Raw genomic sequence first — 21729 nt, forward strand, 5'->3', positions numbered from 1 at the left:
TATATTGATGATGAAACTAACGATTCTTTAATACTACATTTCTGTTTTTTTAACAACCTTATTATCTTTCATATACTTAAAGTAAGCAAAATCAACATGACCACCGATTTGTGTTTTTGCATAATTAAATAAACCAATACGATAGCCCATGAAATGATCTAACGTATATTTCATTTCCAATACCTCCCCAACTTCAAACCAGTTCTCCCCATCAGTCGAGTAATAGAACTTTGCTAAGTCACAGCTATCTTCAAAATTGAAATCTATCTTTACATATATAAGGTTCTCTTGAAATGGTATTTTTTCCACTGTTATTTCGTGACCATCGCCACGATTTTTCGTCATAGTTATGTATCGATCACCATTCTCTTCCAGTTGAATACCAATAGTCCCAAAGCTATTTTGCAAAGCTATTAATCCTGCATGATCTCCCGGCTTCATCTGCGTGATATCCATTAAGGTAATTCCCGTACAGGTTGGTCCTTCAGTTCTTTGTGTTAACGTATTACGAGCATATAATACACTATTTGTTAAATATCCAGTTTCCAAACGCAAATATCCTGGCCTTTTCACAAAAGACCAAAGACTATTGTCCGGATTATGATTCCATTGCCAATTAAGCTCTAGTATATTTTCTGTATAATCAAATTCATCGCTGATAACCAAAGGTTGGTGGGATGAATTTGGTAAGTTCAGTTCTAATTCTTTTGGTGCCCTGCCATCAATCCCAATAATTGGCCAACCATCTGTCCAGTTAACCGGCAACACATAAGGAATTCTACCAACAGCATCATGGTCTTGAAACAACATGGCATACCATTCATTTTCTTGAGTATCGAAAATAGCACCTTGAGCAATCCCTTTATTATGATAACTCATATCATCATCAAAAATCACTTTGCGCTCATACTTTCCTAAAAGTTCATTAGAACGATAACATATTTGTCTTCTCCGTTTGTTCCCAACCTTCGGCCATTCAATAAATAGTAAATAATAGTGTCCATTTATCTTATATGCATGGCACCCTTCACATCGTAATCCAATTCCCTCTTTTTCAGTTTCCAATAGTAATTTATTAACTCCACCTTTCTTTAGTGCTGCAGTATCCTCTGTTAATTCTGTAATATAAATATCTGCACACCCATAGATAACAAACACCCTGTTGTCATCAAATAGCAAAGCAGGATCATGATATATTCCCTCGATAGTAGAGCGCTTCCATTTACCTCTTTCAATATTCTCTGTTTGATATATGTAAAAGCGATTCATATCATTACTTGAAAAACAAACATAAAATAGTCCATTATGATAGCGCAAACTAGCCGCCCATGATCCTTGACCATAAATTCCCTTTCCGTTTAACAAGTTATGACTTTCATTGTCTTCTAATGTCTCAAAAACATATCCAACAATCTCCCAATCCACTAAATTTTCAGACTTCATGATAGGACAGCCAGGCATGGTATGCATACTTGTACTAATCATATAGTATGTTTCTTCAACTCTTATAACATCTATGTCCGGAACATCTGACCAAAAAATAGGGTTTGTTAAAATAGTTTGACTCATCATATCTTCTCCTTTTTCATTTAAGTCAACAAGTAACTAATCACTCTAACTGTTTATATTTCTAAGATCAAATTATTTCTAACCATTTAAAATCTTATTCTGTATTTATATTTAAACTCCTTTAAAATCTATAAATTTAAACTTACTCTTTCCTCAATATAGTGAATAATTGGGGGAAGACTCCTCAAAATTGAGTAAATATTATATAGTAAGCAAAGTTTTTGTAGGTATCTAAAAAAATTCACACAATAAATTTTCTCCTTATTTTACCAAAAAGATCGAAGATCAAAGTTTCATATGGGAACAACTTGCAGTTTTCCATTCGTATATCTAGACAAAACAAATTATCTTTTAAGTAACTTACCTGTAATGAGATTAATAGACGACTATAAATTTCTACTCTAAAACTTATTAGGTAAAAGAAAGAGTTATTTGTCTACTTCACAGAGGTTTCATGTCAAAATAAAATATAATACTGAAGAAATTAAACGATACAAAACAAAAAAGCTCCAATCCTCACATACCAAGGAACTGAAGCTTCACTCAGATACAATTTTACACTCTACTTTTTAAAAGCAATCTAAATTAATTACTACCTTGTAATGCCTTTTCAATCTCAAACGTCATAATTGCATTGCCGCTTCCGGATGATTGAGCATAGGTGTGGAATGCAGGCTTGAAACTATCTGCTAACACACCAAGCATCATAGCGAGATGTCGCCCTCCTCCTTCTACGCCTGCAACTTTAGCATATTGTGGTAGCATATCTTTAGCAAGACCCCACTTCTTCTTCATTAAAAATTCAATAAACTGCATATCTAAAGCTTGTTCTGAAACCGTCGGCATATGGTGACGTCCTCTTACTAAATTGTGAGCAAGGGCACCACTAAATATAAAAACGTACCTTTTGTCGTCTCCATTTAGCACATTGCCAATTTCTTGACCCCATTTAAATGTTTCGTCTAATCCTGCTGCAAGAGTAATAGATAAATTGACAACTGGAATGTCTTCATTTGGTACAAGATAGCGAAGAGGAACAACGGTACCATAATCCCATACGTATGTTGGGTCATTTACAGCAATAACAGGAATTTTCGCTCGTTTACCAGCCATCACTAATTTTTCTCCTAAACAATGGGCTCCAGGATACTCATATTTCACATCAGAAATAATGTCAGGACATTCGAATGCAGTTAACGTCCCTTTATGAGTTGGTGATACATCTACATAATGATGAAATGTTGATTGCCAATGACATGAAACAAGAATCACAGCATCTGGTTTTATTATTTCGATTTTCTCGGAAATAGCATCCATCTTCACTACAATATCTTGTTGATAGTCAGGTACATTTTCCCGATGACAAATACTTGGAACATGTGCAGCTAAAACACCCAATTCAATTGTCATTTTAGACCTCCATAGCTTTAATAAACTTAATTTGATGCATCCCGTTTTTCAACTGATTCGCCAGCAATTCCCCAATGACTTTTAGGGATTTCGGTTACTATCACTCTAACATTCTCTTTTGGAACCTCTAATGTAGTTGTGATTGTTTTCGTAATATCAGCGATCACTCTTTCAATTTTCTCCTTAGGGCGTCCCTCCATGATGTTAACGTTTATAATCGGCATGATAGAATCTCCTTTCTAATCTTTTTCTGACTGCATTGACGTTTTATTCCCCTACAGAAAAGCTGACTTCCCCTAGTCCATCTAGCTTAGCTGTTACATGATCACCATACGAAAGTTGGACAGCTCCAGTAATTCCGCCTGTCAAAATGACTTGACCAGTCTTTAACATTTCTCCTTTTCGATGCAGCATGTTCGCAAGCATGGCAACGGAATTCGCCGGGTGTCCTAAAACAGCCGCTCCTGCACCAAGGTCCTTCACTACTCCATTAATCTTTAAAACAGTACCAACTAAATCTAACTCTAATTCTTCTGGTTTTCGAATTCTATTTCCCAAAATAACCCTTGAAGATGAAGCGTTATCTGCAATAACGTCTGGCAACGTAAAATTAAAGTTTTCATAACGGCTATCAATAATCTCAAGTGCTCCGCAGACATAATCTGTTGCCGCTAAAACTTGAGCTCCTGTTATACCAGGACCTTCAATATCCTTACCTAAAATAAACGCAATTTCCGCTTCTACTTTTGGATGAATATAGTCAGATAATGAAATTTCTGCTCCATCTTGGATCACCATATTGTTAAAAATATACCCATAGATCGGTTCTTCTACATTCATTTGAACCATTTTTGCACGACTTGTAAGTCCCATTTTTGGCCCAATAATGGAGTGCCCTTGTTCCAGCTTCATGTTGACAAGTTCTTCTTGAATAAGATAGGCTTCTTCTACAGTTAAGTTAGGAGATTTATCCAATGTGATTCTTTTTATATCCGTTCGATTTGATTCAGCTTCTAATAAATATTTAGCTATTTCTTTATTTGACATATTCATTGTAATTCCTCCTATCAAACTCTAAGACTACATTGTTTTTTATTAGCTATTTCAGCAGCCACATCAATAATCATATCTTCTTGACCACCGACAACCTTACGTTTCCCCAATTCTATTAAAATATCACGAGGATCAATCTTAAATTGTTTAGCTGCACGCTGTGCATGTAACAAAAAGCTAGAATACACACCCGCATATCCCATCACAAGACTATCTCTTGTTATCTCTTGAGGTTGTTTTAATATATGAGCTATAATATTTTCAGCTAAATCCATCATCTTATATAAATCGACTCCACTGTTTAATCCTAGTCTTTCTAATACAGCCACTAAAACTTCTGTCTGCGTATTCCCAGCGCCAGCTCCTAAGCAGCGAACACTGCCATCTATTCTTGTTGCACCTTCCTCAATAGCAACAAGTGTATTAGCCATTGCAAGCGATAGATTATTATGAGCATGAAAACCAATATTAATAGTGAGGCTTTGACGAAGGGATCGAATTTTTTCACGAACTTCATTTGGAAGCATAGCGCCTGCTGAATCGACGACATAAACATTATCTGCTCCATAACTTTCCATTAGTTTTGCTTGTTCTACTAACTTATCAACTGGTGCCATATGAGACATCATTAAGAAACCTACCGTCTCCATACCAAGTTCTTTTGCTAGAGTAATGTGTTGAGGGGCAACATCTGCTTCTGTTACATGAGTAGCAATTCGAGCCATTTTTGCTCCAATACTAGCTGCTTGCTTCAGTTCATTCATCGTTCCGATTCCAGGTATTAATAAAACAGCAACCTTTGCTCTGTCACAAACCGATACAGCTGCTTCAATTAGTTTCATTTCGTCTGTTAAAGAAAGACCATATTGTTGGGAAGACCCCCCCAACCCATCTCCATGAGCTACTTCCATATAAGGCACTCCGGCATCATTTAATCCACGCGCTATATCTCGAACTTGGTCAACTGTATATTGATGACCGATCGCATGACTACCGTCTCGTAAAGCTACTTCAGTAATGAGAACATCTCGGTTATCGTTCATTCCAAACCATTCCTTTCCGTTAGAACTTCTTGTTTAAGAAACGACAGAATTCAGTTTATTTTTAGCCAGTTCTTCTGCTACTTTTACTGCTGAGGCTGTCATGATATCTAGATTTCCAGAGTATTTCGGTAAGTAATCCCCTGCTCCTTCCACTTCGATGAATATCGTTACACGGTTTCCATCATAGATTGGTTCTGTTCGGAGTCGATAACCTGGTACATAAGCTTGAACTTGTTTGACCATCTCTTTAATAGAAGAAGTAATGCTTTCTTCATCGATTTGCCCTGGCTCGACAACAGCATAAACAGTATCTCTCATTAATATAGGGGGTTCTGCTGGATTAAGAATAATAATGGCTTTTCCGTTCTTAGCTCCACCAACCTCCTCTATCCCACGTTTCGTCGTTTGGGTAAATTCATCTATATTCGCTCTTGTTCCAGGACCTGCACTTTTACTTGAAATGGTTGCAACAATTTCGGCATAATCAACAGGGCATATCCGATTTACGGCATGAACAATTGGAATCGTCGCCTGACCTCCACAAGTAATTAAATTGATGTTAGGAACGTTTAAGTTTTCCCCCAGATTTACTGGAGGGACAACAAAAGGTCCTCTTGCCGCTGGAGTTAAGTCAAGGACTTGTTTTCCAGCTTCTTTTAAAAGTTTCGCATGTCGAATATGTGCTTTTGCCGATGTTGCATCAAAAAAAATATCTGCATCATCACTATTTGTTTCTAAAAATTCCTCTAATCCATTCGTATAAGTTTGATAACCTCGATCTCTTGCCCTAAACACTCCATCAGATTGAGGATCAATTCCGATCAATGACGTTAACTCGAGTGTCTCTGATCTTTCTAGCTTCAGCATTAAATCTGTTCCGATGTTCCCAGTACCTATGATTGCTACTTTTATTTTTCCCATATGAATCTCCTTTCCCTTGAGTGATTATGAAGAAAAACGGACTGAAACTTCTCCTAAATGAGCAATTCTTGCTGAAAAAATATCTCCTGGTTTTGCTTCTACAGCTGCAGAAAGTGCACCAGAGAGAATCACTTCTCCAGCTTTTAAAGCTATATCAAATTCACTTAATTTATTGGCAAGCCATGCTACACAATTTGCCGGATGCCCCATTACGGCTGCTCCAACTCCCGTATTAACGATCTCACCATTTTTTGATAAAACCATGCCAATTTGTTCAAGGTCTACAAACTCCACTCGAACAGGTTTTCCACCTAAAACATAATGACTGCTTGAAGCATTATCTGCTATTGTATCTTGTAGTTTGATTTTCCAATCCTTCACACGACTATCAACAATCTCTATTGAAGGTAAAAGATAATCTGTTGCTTGAAGTACATCCAGTGCCGTTACATTTGGCCCTCTTAAATCCTTTTTAAGAACAAACGCAATCTCTGCCTCTACTTTAGGTTGCATTACACGTTCAAATGATAGCTCAGTTCCATTTTCAACAACCATTTCATCTAGTAAGTGGCCATAGTCAGGTTCATCCACACCAAGTAATTGTTGCATCGCAAGAGATGTTAAGCCAATTTTCTTCCCAACAATTGTTTGACCTTGTGCAAGTTTGTGTTTAATAATTTCTAATTGGACAGCATAAGCATCTTGAGTTGTAAAAGTTGTGTTTTGTTCAGTTAAAGCCGGAATTCCGACTCTTTCTTTTTCTGCTTGTAATAATTGATTTGCAAATAACATGGTTGATTCCATCATGATTGACCTCCTTTTTTAAAGTTTGATACAAATGTTTTTCAACTCGCTATAAAACTCAAAGCTGTGCATACCGCCTTCACGGCCGATTCCACTTTGCTTCATCCCACCAAACGGAGTACGTAAATCTCTTAAAAACCAAGTATTTACCCAAATGATCCCAGCTTCTACTTCATTTGCCACTCTATGAGCTCTACGAAGATCATTCGTCCAAATGGAAGCACTTAGTCCATAATGAGAATCATTTACTTGAGCAATCACCTCATCCTCTAAATCAAATGGAATCACAGTGACAACAGGTCCAAAGATTTCTTCACGAACACATCTCGCATTTCGATCTAAGTCTGTAATGATCGTTGGTTCAATAAAGTACCCTTTTCCTATACCTTCAGGACGACCTCCACCAATACGGATAGTTCCTCCTTCTTCCTTTGCAAGCTCAATATATCCTAAAACGCGCTCATAATGTTCTTTTCCAATCATTGCCCCAATTTTTGTTTTTTCATCAAATGGATCGCCAACAACAAGCTCTTTTGTTTTAGCTACAAACTTTTCAATAAATTCTTCATAAACTGGACGTTCAACATAAATTCTTGATCCACATAAACAAACTTCACCTTGATTGATAAAGCTAGATTTAATAGTCGTTTCTAGTACTTCATCAAGATCAGAATCTGCAAAGATGATATTTGGGTTTTTCCCGCCTAGTTCATATGAAAGTTTTTTTAGTGAATTGGCAGCTGCCTTCATGATTGCCGTACCAGTGGATGTTTCACCTGTGAATGTAATAGCATCTACATCAGGATGTTCGGTTAAAGCTGATCCTGCAGAGTCAGGTCCAAATCCATGTACAACGTTCACAACTCCATCTGGTACTCCAGCTTCTTTACAAATTTCCGCTAAAACTGTTGCCGTCATTGGTGTCCATTCTGCTGGTTTCAATACAGCTGTATTTCCTGCAGCTAAACATGGAGCGAGTTTCCATGTTAATAGAAGTAATGGGAGGTTCCAAGGATTGATTAACCCTACAACACCTACTGGCTTACGTACTGAATAGTTGATTGCCACATCATCATGCTGATAAGCCTCAGTTCCCATTGTTGTCATATAGTCAGCGAAGAAATGGAAGTTATAGGCTGCTCTCGGGATATCTATCGTACTTGATAACCAAATTGGCTTTCCTGTATCAAGAGATTCTAATCGCGCTAACTCTTCTTTTCTTTCTAAAATTAAATCTCCAATTTTACGCAATACTTTAGAACGTTCTGTTAAAGGCATTGTTTTCCAACGACCGTTTAGTGCTCTTCTAGCGGCTGAAACTGCTAAGTTAATTTCCTCTTCCCCACCTTCAGCTACAGATCCTAATATCTCTTCATTTGCTGGATTCGTATTCATAAATGTTTTGTTATTCATCGAATCCATGTATTGCCCATTAATAAAATGTCTACAATCAATTCCAGTTGCTGTAGTAATCGCTTCCATAACCATTCCTCCATTACTTGTTTTAATTTCTTTGTATGGTTAGAATAGTACAAATTCGTCCCTTATAAAACATCATAGTTCTTATATATGGAACAAAAGGAAATTTTTTTAAAAAATATTTAGATTATTCTTTTTTTTCACTCTATGTGATATAGTGAAAATAAACCTCATAAAAGAATAGCGTTCCTCTATAAACAACATAAAGGAGAGTAACCATGACGCAAACGGCTAAAAAAGATTACACACTTTCATCTGTAAAAAATGCACTTCGCATCTTACGGAAATTTACAATGGATCAACCTGAATTAAAAATTACTGAGCTTGCTCGGGAGTTAGACCTTGGTAAAAGTACAGTGAGCAGGCTGATGTCAACATTAGCAAGTGAAGGCTTTGTTGAAAAAGATCCAGAAACACAGCGTTATCGATTAGGATTATCTATCCTTTCTCTCGCAACTGTTTGTACATCAACTTTTGAGATACATAAGGAAGCTATGCCTGTCTTACATGAACTTGTTGAAAAAACAGGTGAAACATCCCATCTAGCAATCCTTGATGAGCTAGATGTTATTTATTTACACAAGGTAGAAAGTAAGCACCATGTACGAGCTTTCACTCATATCGGTAAAAGAAATCCCGCCTATGCAACAAGCTCTGGAAAGGTCCTTTTAGCATTTAACAATGAAAAAAGAGTAGAAAAAACAATTGAAAACGGATTAGAACCATTTACACAACATACCATTACAGATCAGAACATATTAATGGAAACCCTTACAGATATTCGCGAACAAGGTTATGCCGTAAGTACGGAAGAAATATCTGAAGGTGTTGTCTCAATTGCAGCTCCAGTCAAGGACTACACAGGACAAGTCATTGCCGCTGTCAATATCGTTGGACCTATTCAACGAGTAAACGATCAAACAATCCCAACACATATTAAAAGAGTTGTAGAAGCAGGTAAAGAAATTTCCAGGCGATTAGGTTATCGATTTAATCATTATTAATACGTAAAAGGAGCTGAATGTTCATGTATGATTTTCATACTCATTTTATTCCGGAAGAAGTCATTGATTGGATAAAAGATCAAAGAAGCATCATCAATGCCAGCTGGGAGAAAAAAAATAAAGACAAAGAGGATTTTTTATCCATTGACAATAAATGGGCATTTGAACTAAAACAAGAGTTTACTAATAAATCTCTTTATCTAAAAGAACAACAAAACATAGGTGTGGATCATTCAGTTGTTTCCCCCATTCCTCAGCTATTTTTATATGATTTTCCTTCAGAGATTACGAGAGAATTAGTATCTGTATACAACACATCTCTTGCAAAATGGTCACAAAACCACTCACAACAAATATCAGCACTTGCCACCGTATCTCTTAATCACCCTGAAACTGCTGCACAAGATTTAAGAGATGCTATGAATATGGGATTAAAAGGTGCCATTATTGGGCCAGGATTAAATGGCAAATTATTATCAGACCTTTTTTTCACTCCATTTTGGGAAGAAGCGAATAAGCAGAAATCCATCATTTTCATCCATCCTTTATTATGTGAAGATCAACGATTAAACCAGCGCATGATGCCAAATTTAATTGGTGTCCCATGGGAAACGACCATTACAGCCACAGATTTCTTACTAAGTGGCCTATTAGATACATATAACGATGTAAAAATTCTCTTGGCACATGGTGGTGGATTCCTTCCTTATCAAATCGGCCGTTTGAACAAAGGCTATGAAATGTGGCCACTTGTTTCAAAAAATTTACAGAAAGAGCCAATCGAGTACTTAAAAGACTTTTGGTATGATAGCGTCTTATGGAATTCAACCTCGCTTGAATACTTAGCTAATACAGTTGGTGAAGAAAGAATTGTGCCAGGTTCCGATTTTCCATTTGACCTTTGCGAAAGGCCCCCAGCAAAGCAACTGGCTAAAGGGACGGAATCTTTACTGCCATTTATCTAGTTATCTGTTAATAAAATAGGCTGACTTGAGAGATACCCCGATCCCTGGGGACGTCCCTCTGTCGTCAGCCTCTTTTTATTATTAGGAAAATACCGTTCTTTCAACTTCCCACACTAATGGTAAGCCAATATAATTTTCTGATAAGCTAGTTAAAGCTGCACGAGATGACGTAACATAATCTAACTCACTAAGTTGTATACCTCGCTCAAATGGACTATGATTAAAATTACGGTGTAACATTGTTGTCATATAATTTGAAAAACGCTGTGCTTTCCACACTCTACGTAGAGCGATTTCCGAATAACGCTCTAACAGATCTTCACTACCTGTCTGATAGAAACACTCAATTCCACGCTGTAAAACCTGAACATCTGTCATCGCTAAATTCATTCCTTTTGCCCCAGTTGGAGGAACAATATGGGCTGCATCACCTGCGATAAAAAGACGTCCGTATTGCATTGGCTCACAAACAAAACTTCGCATCGACACAATGTTTTTTTGAAGGATTGGACCATCTGGAAGTGTCCATCCATCGCTTGTTTCAACTCTTGCTTTTAGTTCTGTCCAAATTCGATCGTCTGACCAATTGTTGATATCATCATTTGGATCCACTTGAATGTAATGTCGTTGAATTTCAGGTGTCCGTGTACTAATTAGCGCAAATCCTCTATCATGGTTAGAATAAATAAGTTCTGGGTTTGCAATAGGTGTTTCTGCTAATATACCTAACCAGCCAAAAGGATAATTTTGTTGTTTTTCCTTTCGAATTGTATCAGGTATTTCTTTTCGACTTGGACCGTGAAAGCCATCACAGCCGATAATAAAATCACAGCTAAGCTCATGATCACTTTCATTATATTGAAATCTAATTTTTGGTGATTGTTTGTCGACATCATGCAAACTAACATCGCTTACATTAAAGAGGATCTCTCCACCTGCCTTTAATCGAGCAGCTACAAGGTCTTTTATGACCTCATGTTGGGGATAAACCATAATACTTTTCCCTTCCGTAAACTCATGCATGTTGACTCTATGTCGGACTCCATTAAATTGAAGCTCAATTCCGTGATGGGTATGTCCTTCCCGCGTCATTCTTTCGCCTACACCAGAAGCATTTAGAAGATCGACTGTCCCCTGTTCTAAAACACCTGCACGAATCGTTTCCTCAATATCCTCTCGGGAGCGTTTTTCTAGGATCACTGATTCAATACCTGCAAGGTGCAAGAGATGTGATAACATTAAACCGGCTGGACCGGCTCCGATAATCCCTACTTTCGTTTTCATATCAAAAGCTCCTTTGTTTCATTCGAATTAATTTTTTAATAGACCACTAAATAGAACCGATCACCAATACCAGCGTTATAGTAACCGCTTCCATTTCCCTCCTCAATTTTATGTTTATTTATTTTCTGTATGTTTAGCATAGTATAAAAGCACACCGTATAAAACACCACTTTCTTATATGTGGAACAACATGGTGATTTTTTTAATCTACTTGAAAAAAAATGTCCTGTGACAATATTTTGTTATGGATTAATGATAAGTCCATCTTCAGCAAGTATTATTTCCCCCTTAAACCCTTCTTTTGCATATTGGCTTTTTATATTTTCCATATCTACTTCACCCCCACCAAGATGGGTTAGGACAAGCTTTTTTACACCTGAATCTGCAGCAACTTGAGCTATTTCTTCACTAGATATGTGGGATTTCATAAGGCTATTTTTCATACCCTCTCTAGCTACTTCAGGTAAATCTGAGAAATCACTTATTAACATAGCATCAATAACAAGTATATCTGCATCTTTCGCAAAAGGACCCATAACATCGGTATAAGTTAAATCTCCAGAAACAACTATACTTTTCCCATCAGCTTCAAAGCGATATGCATATGTCTCAATGGAATGTGGTACAGGAATTGCTTTAATTTTCACGCCATCAAGTTCGAAACTATACTCATCTTCCGTAAAGTTCTTAATATGAACATTTGATAAAATTCCATCTGTTGGAAACCCTATACTAGATCGATACTCTATATCTGTTCTAAAGAAATCAACCGTTACATCATAAAGTTCTTGCACGCCTGGTCCAATTAAATTTAAGCTACGTCTTCCAGTTGCCGATCCCCATCCACCTATAAAGAAATTCCAAAAGTCACCATTATGATCTACATGTTGATGCGTAAATAACATATTTGTGATTTTTTCTGTAGACAAACCATTCTCTAATAATGTATACGTTGTCTTTGGTCCACTATCAACTAAGAAATACTTTTCTTTATACTGAATTAATGTACTACTTCCACCACGATGAATATCAAATTTTGGACTGCCTGATCCTACAGTCATGACACGAAAGCCTTCTGGAACTTTTTCAAAAACACTCTTTACTTTCTCCTCGGAGATATTTTCTATATCGTTACTACTTTCCGTTTTATTTTTATTTTCTTCTTGTTGTACTTTCCCTTGATTTGCAGATTCTCCCTCACTTCCAGATGTTGAAGCATTACTACAACCATAGGCAAACACCAATATGAAACTGATTATAACTAAATAATTTTTTTTCATTGTTTAGATCTACCCCACTTTTTTAAGGGATTATTAAATATTAATTAACCTTATTTCTCAGTGAAATATCGAGAAAATATTACATCGTCAAATCTATATCTTTAGACTGCTCTACTTTAATAGGTGCTGTTTCCTTAATTCCAAAAGTACATATAAACGCGATAAAAGCAGCAATTGCTGTAATCCATAATGGTGCAGTTAGGCTATATTTATCAGCTAATACACCAGCCATCATCGGACCAGCAAATCCTCCAATAATTTCCCCTGTTAAAATAACGACACTTATGGCAGTTGCAGTAAACTTTCGAGATACAGATTCAGCAGGCACGATATTCATGACAAGTGGTTGATATCCATTACCAATTGAGAGGATAAGCATCGAGATAAGTAAAACAATAAAGTTTTGATAATATAATGCGATCATGATTGGAAGGAAAATGGCAATAAATGAAAAGATTTTAAGAATAGGTAGTCTTCCTATACGGTCAGATAATGCAGGTGCACCCATTTGCCCAACAAACATCATAAGCCCCATGGCTCCAAGAAGCATACCAATCTGAGCTTCTTTGTAATTTGTTGAGTTCGCTAACATCGTTGGAAGAAAGGCAGTAAGAGTCAAGATGAAGACCATATTACAGGTTCCGATAATTGTGCATAGCCATACGTTTCTTGTTTTAAATACTTTAAGATAATCTGCCTTCGTTGGTTTTACCCTTTGTTGTTTTTCGTCATGTTCTTCAACAACTTTAGGTTCTTTTAAATACTTCCATAAGATAAGACCTACTATGATCCCTGGAATGGCGATGATATAAAACGCTGATCTCCAGCCTAAAGCAACTGCTAGAGAAACAGTCAAAACAGGCGCCATTGTTCCTCCAATCAAGGAGGAAGCGCTTTGAATAACCCCCATATTAAATCCTCTTCTTTTCTCCGAGGATTCTGCCATGACAATAGATTGAACTAACGGCATTACTGGCCCTTCAGCTAATCCCATTATGATTCTCGTCATGATTAAAGCAATAAATGAACCGACAAGTCCGGTTAGTAAGGTAGCAATTGAAAAAACAAAAACAAAGATAACGAGCATGACCTTCTTTTTCCCTATAAAATCAGAAAGACTAGCGAAAATTAGAGTAGAGATTCCGAAGAATAAACTTGTAATCCCAACTGTTAAACCAAGCTGTGTATTTGAAAGATTTAAATCCGGCCCCATAATTGGAAAAACAAACCCTAAACTTAATCGATCTAAAAACACAAGCCCAACAACGAAAAACATAATGATGACAAGGAAATTCTCATAACGTTTACTCTTGCTTAATCCATTCATTCAAATGCCCCCTTACCCCTTTTTTAATATTTTTACTGAAGGCGTATACAAAAACTATTATTTTGTTAGACGTTTAACTCAGTTAAGAAAGGCTCATTCATTTTTTCAAGGGTCGTTTTCACGAACTCTCCAACGTTTACTTTTTCTGTCATTTTTCCAGCAGCGGTTAATAATTCCCATTCCACTAATTGGTCGGAATTCTCTACAATCATTTTGCAGCGTTCAAAACGTTTTTCCATAAATGATTCCATTGTTTCTTGAACAGTAAGGTTATGTTTTAAAATATCAGCTAAAACAACAACATCTTCAATCGCAATTGAAGCACCTTGACCTAGATGTGGAGCTGTACCATGTGCCGCATCACCTACTAGTAAAACATTTCCTTTATACCATGGGCTTGGCATAAGATGCGTAAATATTGGGCGGTAAACGACTTCAGAAGGATCATCGATTTGCTTAGCCATATCAGCAATAATCCCTCCAAATTCTGTCATTCTTTCCTTTAATAAAACATGTAATTGATCATTAGGAAACCTTGGATTTCCAGGTTCATTTGTTGTAACAAGTAAGTACATTAAATCGTCAGACATTGGAACTAATCCTGCTTTTGCATCTTTTCCATAGTAAAAAAGACCATTTTCAATTTCTTTTGGTCGTGGTAGATTATATCTCCAAACTCCCTGACCGCTATAACGTTGTTCGATTTCACCAAACAGTAATGTTCTAACCTTTGAGTTAGCACCATCTGAACCTATCACTAAATCGTAAGTGCAAGTTATTCCATTATTCAATTCGACTTTTACGCCATTTCCTTGATCTTCAATGGTATTAACGGTTGTTCCCATATAGATCTTAGTTCCAATTAATTTAACGGCATCAAACAAGATATTGTGCAGCTTTCTTCTCGAGATTCCGTTTACACCTGGGTAGCCTTCAATTGTTGGTGATGCTGTATGAAACAAGAAATGGCCTTGACCTGTATAATAATCAAAACCTGCATATGACGTGCCTTGTTCCATACAAGCGTCTGCTAAGCCAATTTCATTAAGTGCTCTTAAAGCATTAGGTGGCTGAATAATCCCAACCCCATACACGTTCCAGTCTAATTCTTTTTCAGCTATTTCAACTTCAATCCCAATTTTATTTAAAGCAATCGCTGCTGATAAGCCGCTAATTCCTCCACCAATAACCAGTACTTTTTTTACATATTGATTTGTCATGCTAGTACCTCCTCCTATTTTTTGAAGTGCTTGCAAAACGCTAATACTAGATTTCATATTTTAATCAATGATTGCAACTGCTCTGGTCCAACCTGCACTCGCTCCCTTTATTTTCACTGGAAGCACAGATACTTTAAAGCCATAGGGTGGCAATTGATCTAAGTTTGCTAGTTTTTCAATTTGGCAATATTCCTTTTCTTTTCCTGCGTAATGAGCTGCCCAAAGAACACCTTCACGTGGATTTTGCTTGTAATCAGCAGCTTGGATGGCGAGTGGTGTATCCCAACCCCAACCGTCCGTTCCCATCACTCTGATTCCTTGGTCAATTAACCAAAGTGTAGCTTCAGCTGAGACACCTACATGTATTTCACTATAATTAGATTCATATCTCTTTTTATCTGCATCACATCGGATCATGACGATATCAAATGCCTTTAATTTGTAATTGATGCTCTCTAGTTTTTCTTTCACATCTTGAACTGTGATCGCATATCCTGCTGGTCTGTCAGTAAAATCGAGCACAACACCATCATTAAAAAACCATTCGAGCGGCATTTCATCAATCGTACGAGCAGGCTTTCCTTCTGCTGTTGGCCAATAATGCCAAGGGGCATCAACATGAGTTCCAGCATGACTAGTTAAAGTTAGGAATTCACCAGCCAGCCCTTTTCTCTCTGGAAAGTCATCAGGAGTCACTCCGACAAGCTTTGCTCCAAATTCCGCTCCTTCTTCATGTGTTTCATAGCGGATAGAAAAAGGAAGAGGATCTTTTAAATCCTCTTCAATTGATACACTAAGGTCCACAATTTTCATGCTAGTCTAATCCCTTCTATTTAGATAATTTTATTTTTAAGAGAGCCGAGACTAGTAATCGTCAATTCCACTTCATCTCCAGGCTCTAACCAAGGATGCACTTCTGTTCCAAGCTCCATTAGGCAACCGAAACCAACTGTACCTGATCCAATGATATCGCCTGGATATAAGGTCACTTCTTCAGAAGCTCTTTCAATCATTTCGCCAAAGCTATAGAAAACATCTTTAAAATTCCCTCTAGAAAGAACCTCACCATTTACTGATGCTGTCATCTCCAAGTCGAATACATTCCCAACTTTATGTGAATCTAGTTCATCTTTTGTTAGAATATAAGGCCCAATAGACGTAGCGAAATCCTTTCCTTTTGCTGGTCCTAGAAGCACTTTCATCTCTTTCATTTGGAGATCACGTGCGGACCAATCATTTAAGATGGTATAACCGAAAATATAATCTTCAGCTTCACTAGCTTTTATGTTTTTTCCTTCTTTTCCTATCACACATGCCAATTCAAGTTCATAATCAAGCCTTGAACACTTATCAGGTCGCTTTACCTCTTCTTCTGGTCCCTTCATTGAATGAGGGTTGGAGAAGTAGAAAATCGGCATTTCATACCATTCAGGTGCAACTGTGTCACCGTTTCGTTTGGTTGCGTTTTTAACATGTGTTTCAAAAGCAACAAAGTCTCGAAAACTAGTTGGATTTGGTAAAGGTGGAGCAAGACGTACCTCTTCCAATGAATAGGAAGGAACATCTTTTTCACTAACTAGCGATTGTACAATAGATAGATATTTATCTTGATTTCTTATAAGTTCCATAATTGAATCAGTTAAGTTCCCTTCAGATGCAAGGTTCAGATCTATCACTCTATTATTTTCAAGACATCCTGCACGCATGTTTCCTTTCGAATCGTAAAATGTCACAAACTTCATATACTCAAGCCTCCTGTGTTAGCTCGTTAACTGTTCCTTGAGCCAATCATACATTTCATTCGTTTCTGTAATATTATCCACTTGGCAATGAGAAGAACCTGGACTGCTTTTCGGAACAATTTTCAACCATCTTGGGCAAGTTAAATCATTATATACGTTGTATGCATTATCTACTGTATTTTGGCGATCATCTTCACCATGGATAATATAAGTAGGCATTTGAATTTTTTCGGCCACTCCACGAAGGTTATAATGCTCCAATTTCGCTCTTGCAGCTGGCATGTCTTCCACACCGAAAATATGTTGTAAAATCTTGGCTAAAGGATGATTGTCAGGACGTTTTCTCCAAACATCGTTATAATCATAAACAGCGCCCCAGATCGCACATGCTTTAAATCTTGGTTCAAAGGCTGCACATCTTGCTGCCATATAGCCTCCCATTGAAACGGCCATAATACCGATACGTTCAGGATCGACATCAAGATTGTCAACTGCCCATTCATATGCAGCTGTTCCTGCAGTATTATAATCATGTCTTGAATGAATTTTGTGAAGTCGCAATGCCCCACCCTGACCAGGTCCATCAAGAGCTAAAAGAGAAATACCTCTTTGATTTAAGAACTGTGCAGGTCCATAGTATAATTCTTCTGCTGTTGAATCTAAGCCACCGAACATCACCATTAAAGGTCCTCTTTTTTGACCAGGTGCTTCAAAGAAATATCCTGGAAGAGATGCATGTTCAAAAGGAACATTAACAGCCTTTGGTGGACTGTCTAGCAATTCTCCGCCTTTTCTAAAGGAATCAACAGATTTTAAGTAAGTTGGTAGTTTTCGTTCATCATCTGGTTGTAGAAAAAATTCAGCCGTACGGAAGTAGTTTGCTGCACGCAAATAACCTGCTCGAGCAGTCTCCTTATGACCTTTGTCCATTGCATCATTTGCTGTTGATAATGACTTATGACCAGCGTTCATCCATTCATTATGAAAACTATCAAAATCACCAAGCTTCATTCGACTGGCAGCATCTAAAATCTCATTTACTTCACCGCCTCCAAAATACGATTGGCTAATCATTCTTACGATTTGATAAGACCACATGTAGTTTTCAGGAAAAAAGTGCCACATCTATATAACATCCTTTCTATCAATCATAATCTGCAGAACTCTCTGGTACTCCGGGAACCCATTCAGCACAAAGCTTTTTAGACTCCCTGAGTTATTTAATCTAGTTACTTACTTAATAATTTTCCCGGATTTATCCCATGGCATTTCTCTGCCCCAAGCATCATTTGGATTTTCTTCAAGACTCCATCTGTATGGACCAAAATCAGGTGCAAACACTAAATGTGCTCCTGCATACAACTCAAAACGATTTCCGCCTGGCTCATCAACATAGAAGAAAAAGCCTTCTGCAAGAGCATGACGAGTTGGTCCTCCCATCGCTAACTCGTAACCGCTTTCGATAATGTGATCAGCTGCTAATAAGACCTCTTCTCTACTTTCAACCGCATAGCAAACGTGGTTGAATCCTCCTGGCTTACCAGTGTGAGATTTTAAGAAAGCAATATCATGAGATAGATTTGTCACAGAAAGCCATGCACCAATTTCCGGACTTCCAGGTTCATTTGCGTCTAAAAAGATTCCTTCATTATAACGGAATCCAATATTTTGATAGAATTCACGATCTTTTGTCACATCATTACTATGTAGGGTAATGTGATCAAGACGACGTGGAGAGATCCCGCGCCCTGGATTTTTTTGCGGACGGTTTTTCCATTTACTTTGAAGTGCTACTGGCGCTTCATAAATTTCTACGTCCCAGAAAATTTCCTCTAAATGACCATCAGGTGATTGAAATTGATACGCACGACCATGACCTAGGTCTCCTTCAATCCAACCAATTCCTTGACCCAGCTTTTCAATCTGTGCTGCAGCTTCCTCCAGGGCAGCCGGACTATCAGCACGCCAACCAATATGGCCAAGGCCAGGTTCATCTCCTTCTGTAATTTTTAAACTGTGGTGATAATGTTCACCCCATGCGCGAAAATAAACAGAATTACCTTTTCGACCTGACTCCTCTAAACCGATAATATTTTTAAAGAAATCTGCTGATTCTTCTAATTTTGGGCTGATTAATTCAACATGAGCAAGATGTGAGAAATAATGTGGATTTTTGTACATAAAATAATCCCTCCAAATAATCGTTTTTTTAGTACAGCCTTATTAAAACTGTGTATTTAACTTAATTATAAGGAAGGATATTATTGAAAACGTTTACTTTTTTATCGAAAATCATACCGATTTTTATCTTTTTCTAAATATTTGTATAAATATCGAATGTCCGTTTCTTCTACAAACTCATACCCTTCTGTCCCCTCCTTTTTCCTTCGAGGGGTTGTAAAAGACCTGAATTGCTTCTTTCGATATTGATGTGGTGTTGTGTGAAAGGTGTCTTTAAATAATTTATGGAATGTGTTTAAATTGGTAAAACCGCACTCCATCGTGATCTGAATGATTGGCAAATCTGTCTCCAATAAGTAATAAAGGGCATGCTCAAGACGAACCCCATTTACATATTTAAGAAATGTTTGTCCCATATGCTGTTGGAAATATCTAGATAAGTATGGAGGTGTTAGCTTTTCTGTTTCTGCAACTTCTTCAAGTGTAAGAGGATGCATATAATTTTTTTCTATGTAATCTGTAATTCTATTCATACGTTCAATATTTTTTTTGCTCGTTTGTTTTAATTCGTGTTCGTTTTTTACCTTGAAGTTTGTAACAAGATGATAGATGGTATCCAATAGCAAGGAATGAACCTTTAAGTCATAGCTTTCCTTTTTTTCTTTTACTGTTAAACATAGCTGTGTAAGGAGAGTTCGAATTTCATCAAATTTCTGCTGATTTTCATGAAGAAAAGATTGGCATTGAAACCGTTCCTGTTCAATATGTTTGTAGCATTTCTTTATAAATGAAACGGGTATTTGAACAATCAAAATCGTATTCTCTTCATCTGACTCAACTCCGTGAACTTCGTTACTATTTATCAGGAGGAGATCCTTTTCATGTAAGGTATAATCTTCTCTTCCTACATAGACTTGTACTTTTCCCTTTAACACAAGTAAAAATTCTATTCGATCGTGCCAGTGCATGGCGACGTATTTGACTGTTGTCATTAGTAAAAATACAGGCACTTCTTCGTTTACGACTACGCTTTCGTATGGGTAGTTCATGATCTCCTCCCACAAAATAATTATTGATTCTTATTTTTGCATAATTTGTTGTTTTTAATTTAATTAATTGTAACAACAGCATCATTCCATTGGCAAATCTTCTATTTACCTATTAATTAGATATATAAGAAGTGATCAAGACTTGTATTTTTCATTTTTTTACAACCTGTAACTCGTAGGTACTACCTTAAATAACAGTACCTTCAAAACTTTCATTTTGCTCTTGAATATTGGTACTCCCCTCAGGATATAAATTACAGGCAAAATTAAAGTGTTTATAGTTGTAACATAGTATTTGATAACCGCGTTTCTCTGCTATTAGTCCATTTTCTTCATATAAAAAATACCCCAAATGATTGTTCACACACCTTTTGGGGATCATTAATCTACATATTATTTTAGGTAGGTCCTATTGATTTTTCACCAAAGACGCTGCACCAATCACTCCAGCATCATTTCCTAACTGAGCCAATTTTAACTTTGAGCTATTTTTTATCGGTGGAAATGCATACTTATTAAAGTATTTATTAACACCTGTGACCAGCATCTCACCAGCCGCCGAAACTCCACCGCCGATAACAATTGTTTCAGGATGTAAAACATTAGCGATATTACTACAAGCCAACCCCAAATAAAAATAAAATTTATCCACTACAATTTCTGCTAGTGGATCCTCAATCTTCGCCTTGTCAAATACTGTTTTAGCTGTTACTTCTTGTCCATCATCAATTAACCACTTTAAATGGGAATCTCCAGTAAATCCTTCTGAAAGGTCTCTTGCTAATCGAACCACACCCGTTGCACTTGCTACAGTCTCTAAACAACCAATGTTTCCACACGTACATTCGTAACCTGTAGGGTCAACAGTCATATGTCCAATCTCTCCTGCCGCTCCAACTCCATGAATTAAACGACCTTCAGCAACGATTCCTCCACCAACACCAGTGCCTAGTGTAACAAACACGACATTGCCACTTCCTTCACCAGCACCTTTCCACTGTTCTCCTAAAGCAGCAACATTCGCATCATTATCAATATAAAAAGGAATTCCTACTCCTTTCTCTACTTGTTCTTTCACAGGCTGTAATGTTCTCCAATTCAGATTATAAGCACCAATCACTGTACCTTTTTTGATATTTACAGATCCAGGAGAACCCATTCCGATCCCCAAAAAGTGATCAACTGTTAACCCGTACAAGTCAAGACGGTGATTAATCGACTCAATGATATCCGGAACAATTTTCATTCCATCATGGGTAATGTCGGTCTGAATACTCCATTTATGTTCAATTTCTCCTTCCTCTGTTAAAATTGCAAACTTTACCGTTGTACCACCTAAATCAATTCCAATTAGTTTTTTCATATTATCCCCCAAATTCCAAAACAATATTTTAATAG

General features: G+C 37.1%; 20 protein-coding genes. 2 read left to right on the forward strand and 18 right to left on the reverse strand.

What is annotated here, in order from left to right:
* Positions 1–33: 33 nt before the first annotated feature.
* The 8 genes from HWV59_RS17220 to HWV59_RS17255 all read right to left on the reverse strand — a co-directional run bounded on the left by HWV59_RS17220 (position 34) and on the right by HWV59_RS17255 (position 8282).
* Entirely contained in the window at positions 34–1569 is a 1536-nt protein-coding gene (locus tag HWV59_RS17220) for a glycoside hydrolase family 43 protein (RefSeq protein WP_175639603.1), read from the reverse strand.
* 585 nt (positions 1570–2154) lie between these two features.
* Positions 2155–2979, reverse strand: coding sequence for a DODA-type extradiol aromatic ring-opening family dioxygenase (locus tag HWV59_RS17225; RefSeq protein ID WP_175639604.1), 825 nt, complete (start codon positions 2977–2979; stop codon positions 2155–2157).
* 26 nt (positions 2980–3005) lie between these two features.
* Positions 3006–3203 carry a 4-oxalocrotonate tautomerase gene (locus tag HWV59_RS17230; protein WP_175639605.1) on the reverse strand — a complete coding sequence of 66 codons (198 nt, stop codon included), beginning with the start codon at positions 3201–3203 and terminating at the stop codon, positions 3006–3008.
* Between the two features lie 43 nt (positions 3204–3246).
* On the reverse strand, positions 3247–4032 hold the full coding sequence (locus tag HWV59_RS17235; RefSeq protein ID WP_407941586.1) for a 2-keto-4-pentenoate hydratase: 786 nt from the start codon (positions 4030–4032) through the stop codon (positions 3247–3249).
* Between the two features lie 14 nt (positions 4033–4046).
* The gene (gene dmpG, locus HWV59_RS17240) at positions 4047–5075 is read right to left on the reverse strand and encodes a 4-hydroxy-2-oxovalerate aldolase (RefSeq protein WP_175639606.1); all 1029 of its coding nucleotides are present in this window, start codon (positions 5073–5075) and stop codon (positions 4047–4049) included.
* Between the two features lie 33 nt (positions 5076–5108).
* A complete protein-coding gene (locus HWV59_RS17245) occupies positions 5109–5996 on the reverse strand; it encodes an acetaldehyde dehydrogenase (acetylating) (protein WP_102229094.1) in 888 nt (295 codons plus the stop codon).
* 24 nt (positions 5997–6020) lie between these two features.
* On the reverse strand, positions 6021–6800 hold the full coding sequence (locus tag HWV59_RS17250; RefSeq protein WP_175639607.1) for a 2-keto-4-pentenoate hydratase: 780 nt from the start codon (positions 6798–6800) through the stop codon (positions 6021–6023).
* An 18-nt stretch (positions 6801–6818) separates the two neighbouring features.
* Positions 6819–8282: an aldehyde dehydrogenase gene (locus HWV59_RS17255; RefSeq protein ID WP_175639608.1), complete on the reverse strand. Its 1464-nt coding sequence runs from the start codon at positions 8280–8282 to the stop codon at positions 6819–6821.
* A gap of 215 nt (positions 8283–8497) precedes the next feature.
* Between HWV59_RS17255 and HWV59_RS17260 the strand changes: the two genes are divergently transcribed.
* Positions 8498–9283 carry an IclR family transcriptional regulator gene (locus HWV59_RS17260; protein WP_102229096.1) on the forward strand — a complete coding sequence of 262 codons (786 nt, stop codon included), beginning with the start codon at positions 8498–8500 and terminating at the stop codon, positions 9281–9283.
* Between the two features lie 23 nt (positions 9284–9306).
* A complete protein-coding gene (locus HWV59_RS17265) occupies positions 9307–10248 on the forward strand; it encodes an amidohydrolase family protein (RefSeq protein WP_175639609.1) in 942 nt (313 codons plus the stop codon).
* An 81-nt stretch (positions 10249–10329) separates the two neighbouring features.
* On the opposite strand, the gene pobA is transcribed toward HWV59_RS17265, so the two are convergent.
* The 10 genes from pobA to HWV59_RS17315 all read right to left on the reverse strand — a co-directional run bounded on the left by pobA (position 10330) and on the right by HWV59_RS17315 (position 21694).
* On the reverse strand, positions 10330–11532 hold the full coding sequence (gene pobA, locus HWV59_RS17270; protein ID WP_175639610.1) for a 4-hydroxybenzoate 3-monooxygenase: 1203 nt from the start codon (positions 11530–11532) through the stop codon (positions 10330–10332).
* A 242-nt stretch (positions 11533–11774) separates the two neighbouring features.
* Complete coding sequence (locus HWV59_RS17275) at positions 11775–12812, reverse strand: MBL fold metallo-hydrolase (protein WP_175639611.1); 1038 nt, start codon at positions 12810–12812, stop codon at positions 11775–11777.
* Positions 12813–12891: 79 nt separating this feature from the next.
* The gene (locus HWV59_RS17280; protein ID WP_175639612.1) at positions 12892–14139 is read right to left on the reverse strand and encodes an MFS transporter; all 1248 of its coding nucleotides are present in this window, start codon (positions 14137–14139) and stop codon (positions 12892–12894) included.
* A 65-nt stretch (positions 14140–14204) separates the two neighbouring features.
* The gene (locus tag HWV59_RS17285; protein WP_175639613.1) at positions 14205–15359 is read right to left on the reverse strand and encodes an FAD-dependent oxidoreductase; all 1155 of its coding nucleotides are present in this window, start codon (positions 15357–15359) and stop codon (positions 14205–14207) included.
* Between the two features lie 60 nt (positions 15360–15419).
* Positions 15420–16172 (reverse strand): cyclase family protein, encoded by a 753-nt coding sequence (locus HWV59_RS17290; protein WP_175639614.1) that lies wholly within the window; start codon positions 16170–16172, stop codon positions 15420–15422.
* Between the two features lie 20 nt (positions 16173–16192).
* Complete coding sequence (locus tag HWV59_RS17295) at positions 16193–17101, reverse strand: fumarylacetoacetate hydrolase family protein (RefSeq protein ID WP_175639615.1); 909 nt, start codon at positions 17099–17101, stop codon at positions 16193–16195.
* A gap of 18 nt (positions 17102–17119) precedes the next feature.
* Positions 17120–18226 (reverse strand): alpha/beta hydrolase family protein, encoded by a 1107-nt coding sequence (locus HWV59_RS17300; protein ID WP_175639616.1) that lies wholly within the window; start codon positions 18224–18226, stop codon positions 17120–17122.
* A 108-nt stretch (positions 18227–18334) separates the two neighbouring features.
* Positions 18335–19282: a VOC family protein gene (locus tag HWV59_RS17305; protein ID WP_175639617.1), complete on the reverse strand. Its 948-nt coding sequence runs from the start codon at positions 19280–19282 to the stop codon at positions 18335–18337.
* A gap of 101 nt (positions 19283–19383) precedes the next feature.
* Positions 19384–20331: an AraC family transcriptional regulator gene (locus tag HWV59_RS17310; protein ID WP_175639618.1), complete on the reverse strand. Its 948-nt coding sequence runs from the start codon at positions 20329–20331 to the stop codon at positions 19384–19386.
* Positions 20332–20740: 409 nt separating this feature from the next.
* Entirely contained in the window at positions 20741–21694 is a 954-nt protein-coding gene (locus tag HWV59_RS17315) for an ROK family glucokinase (RefSeq protein ID WP_175639619.1), read from the reverse strand.
* Between the last annotated feature and the right edge of the window lie 35 nt (positions 21695–21729).

It is taken from the genome of Metabacillus schmidteae (genome assembly GCF_903166545.1).
Lineage (GTDB): Bacteria > Bacillota > Bacilli > Bacillales > Bacillaceae > Metabacillus > Metabacillus schmidteae.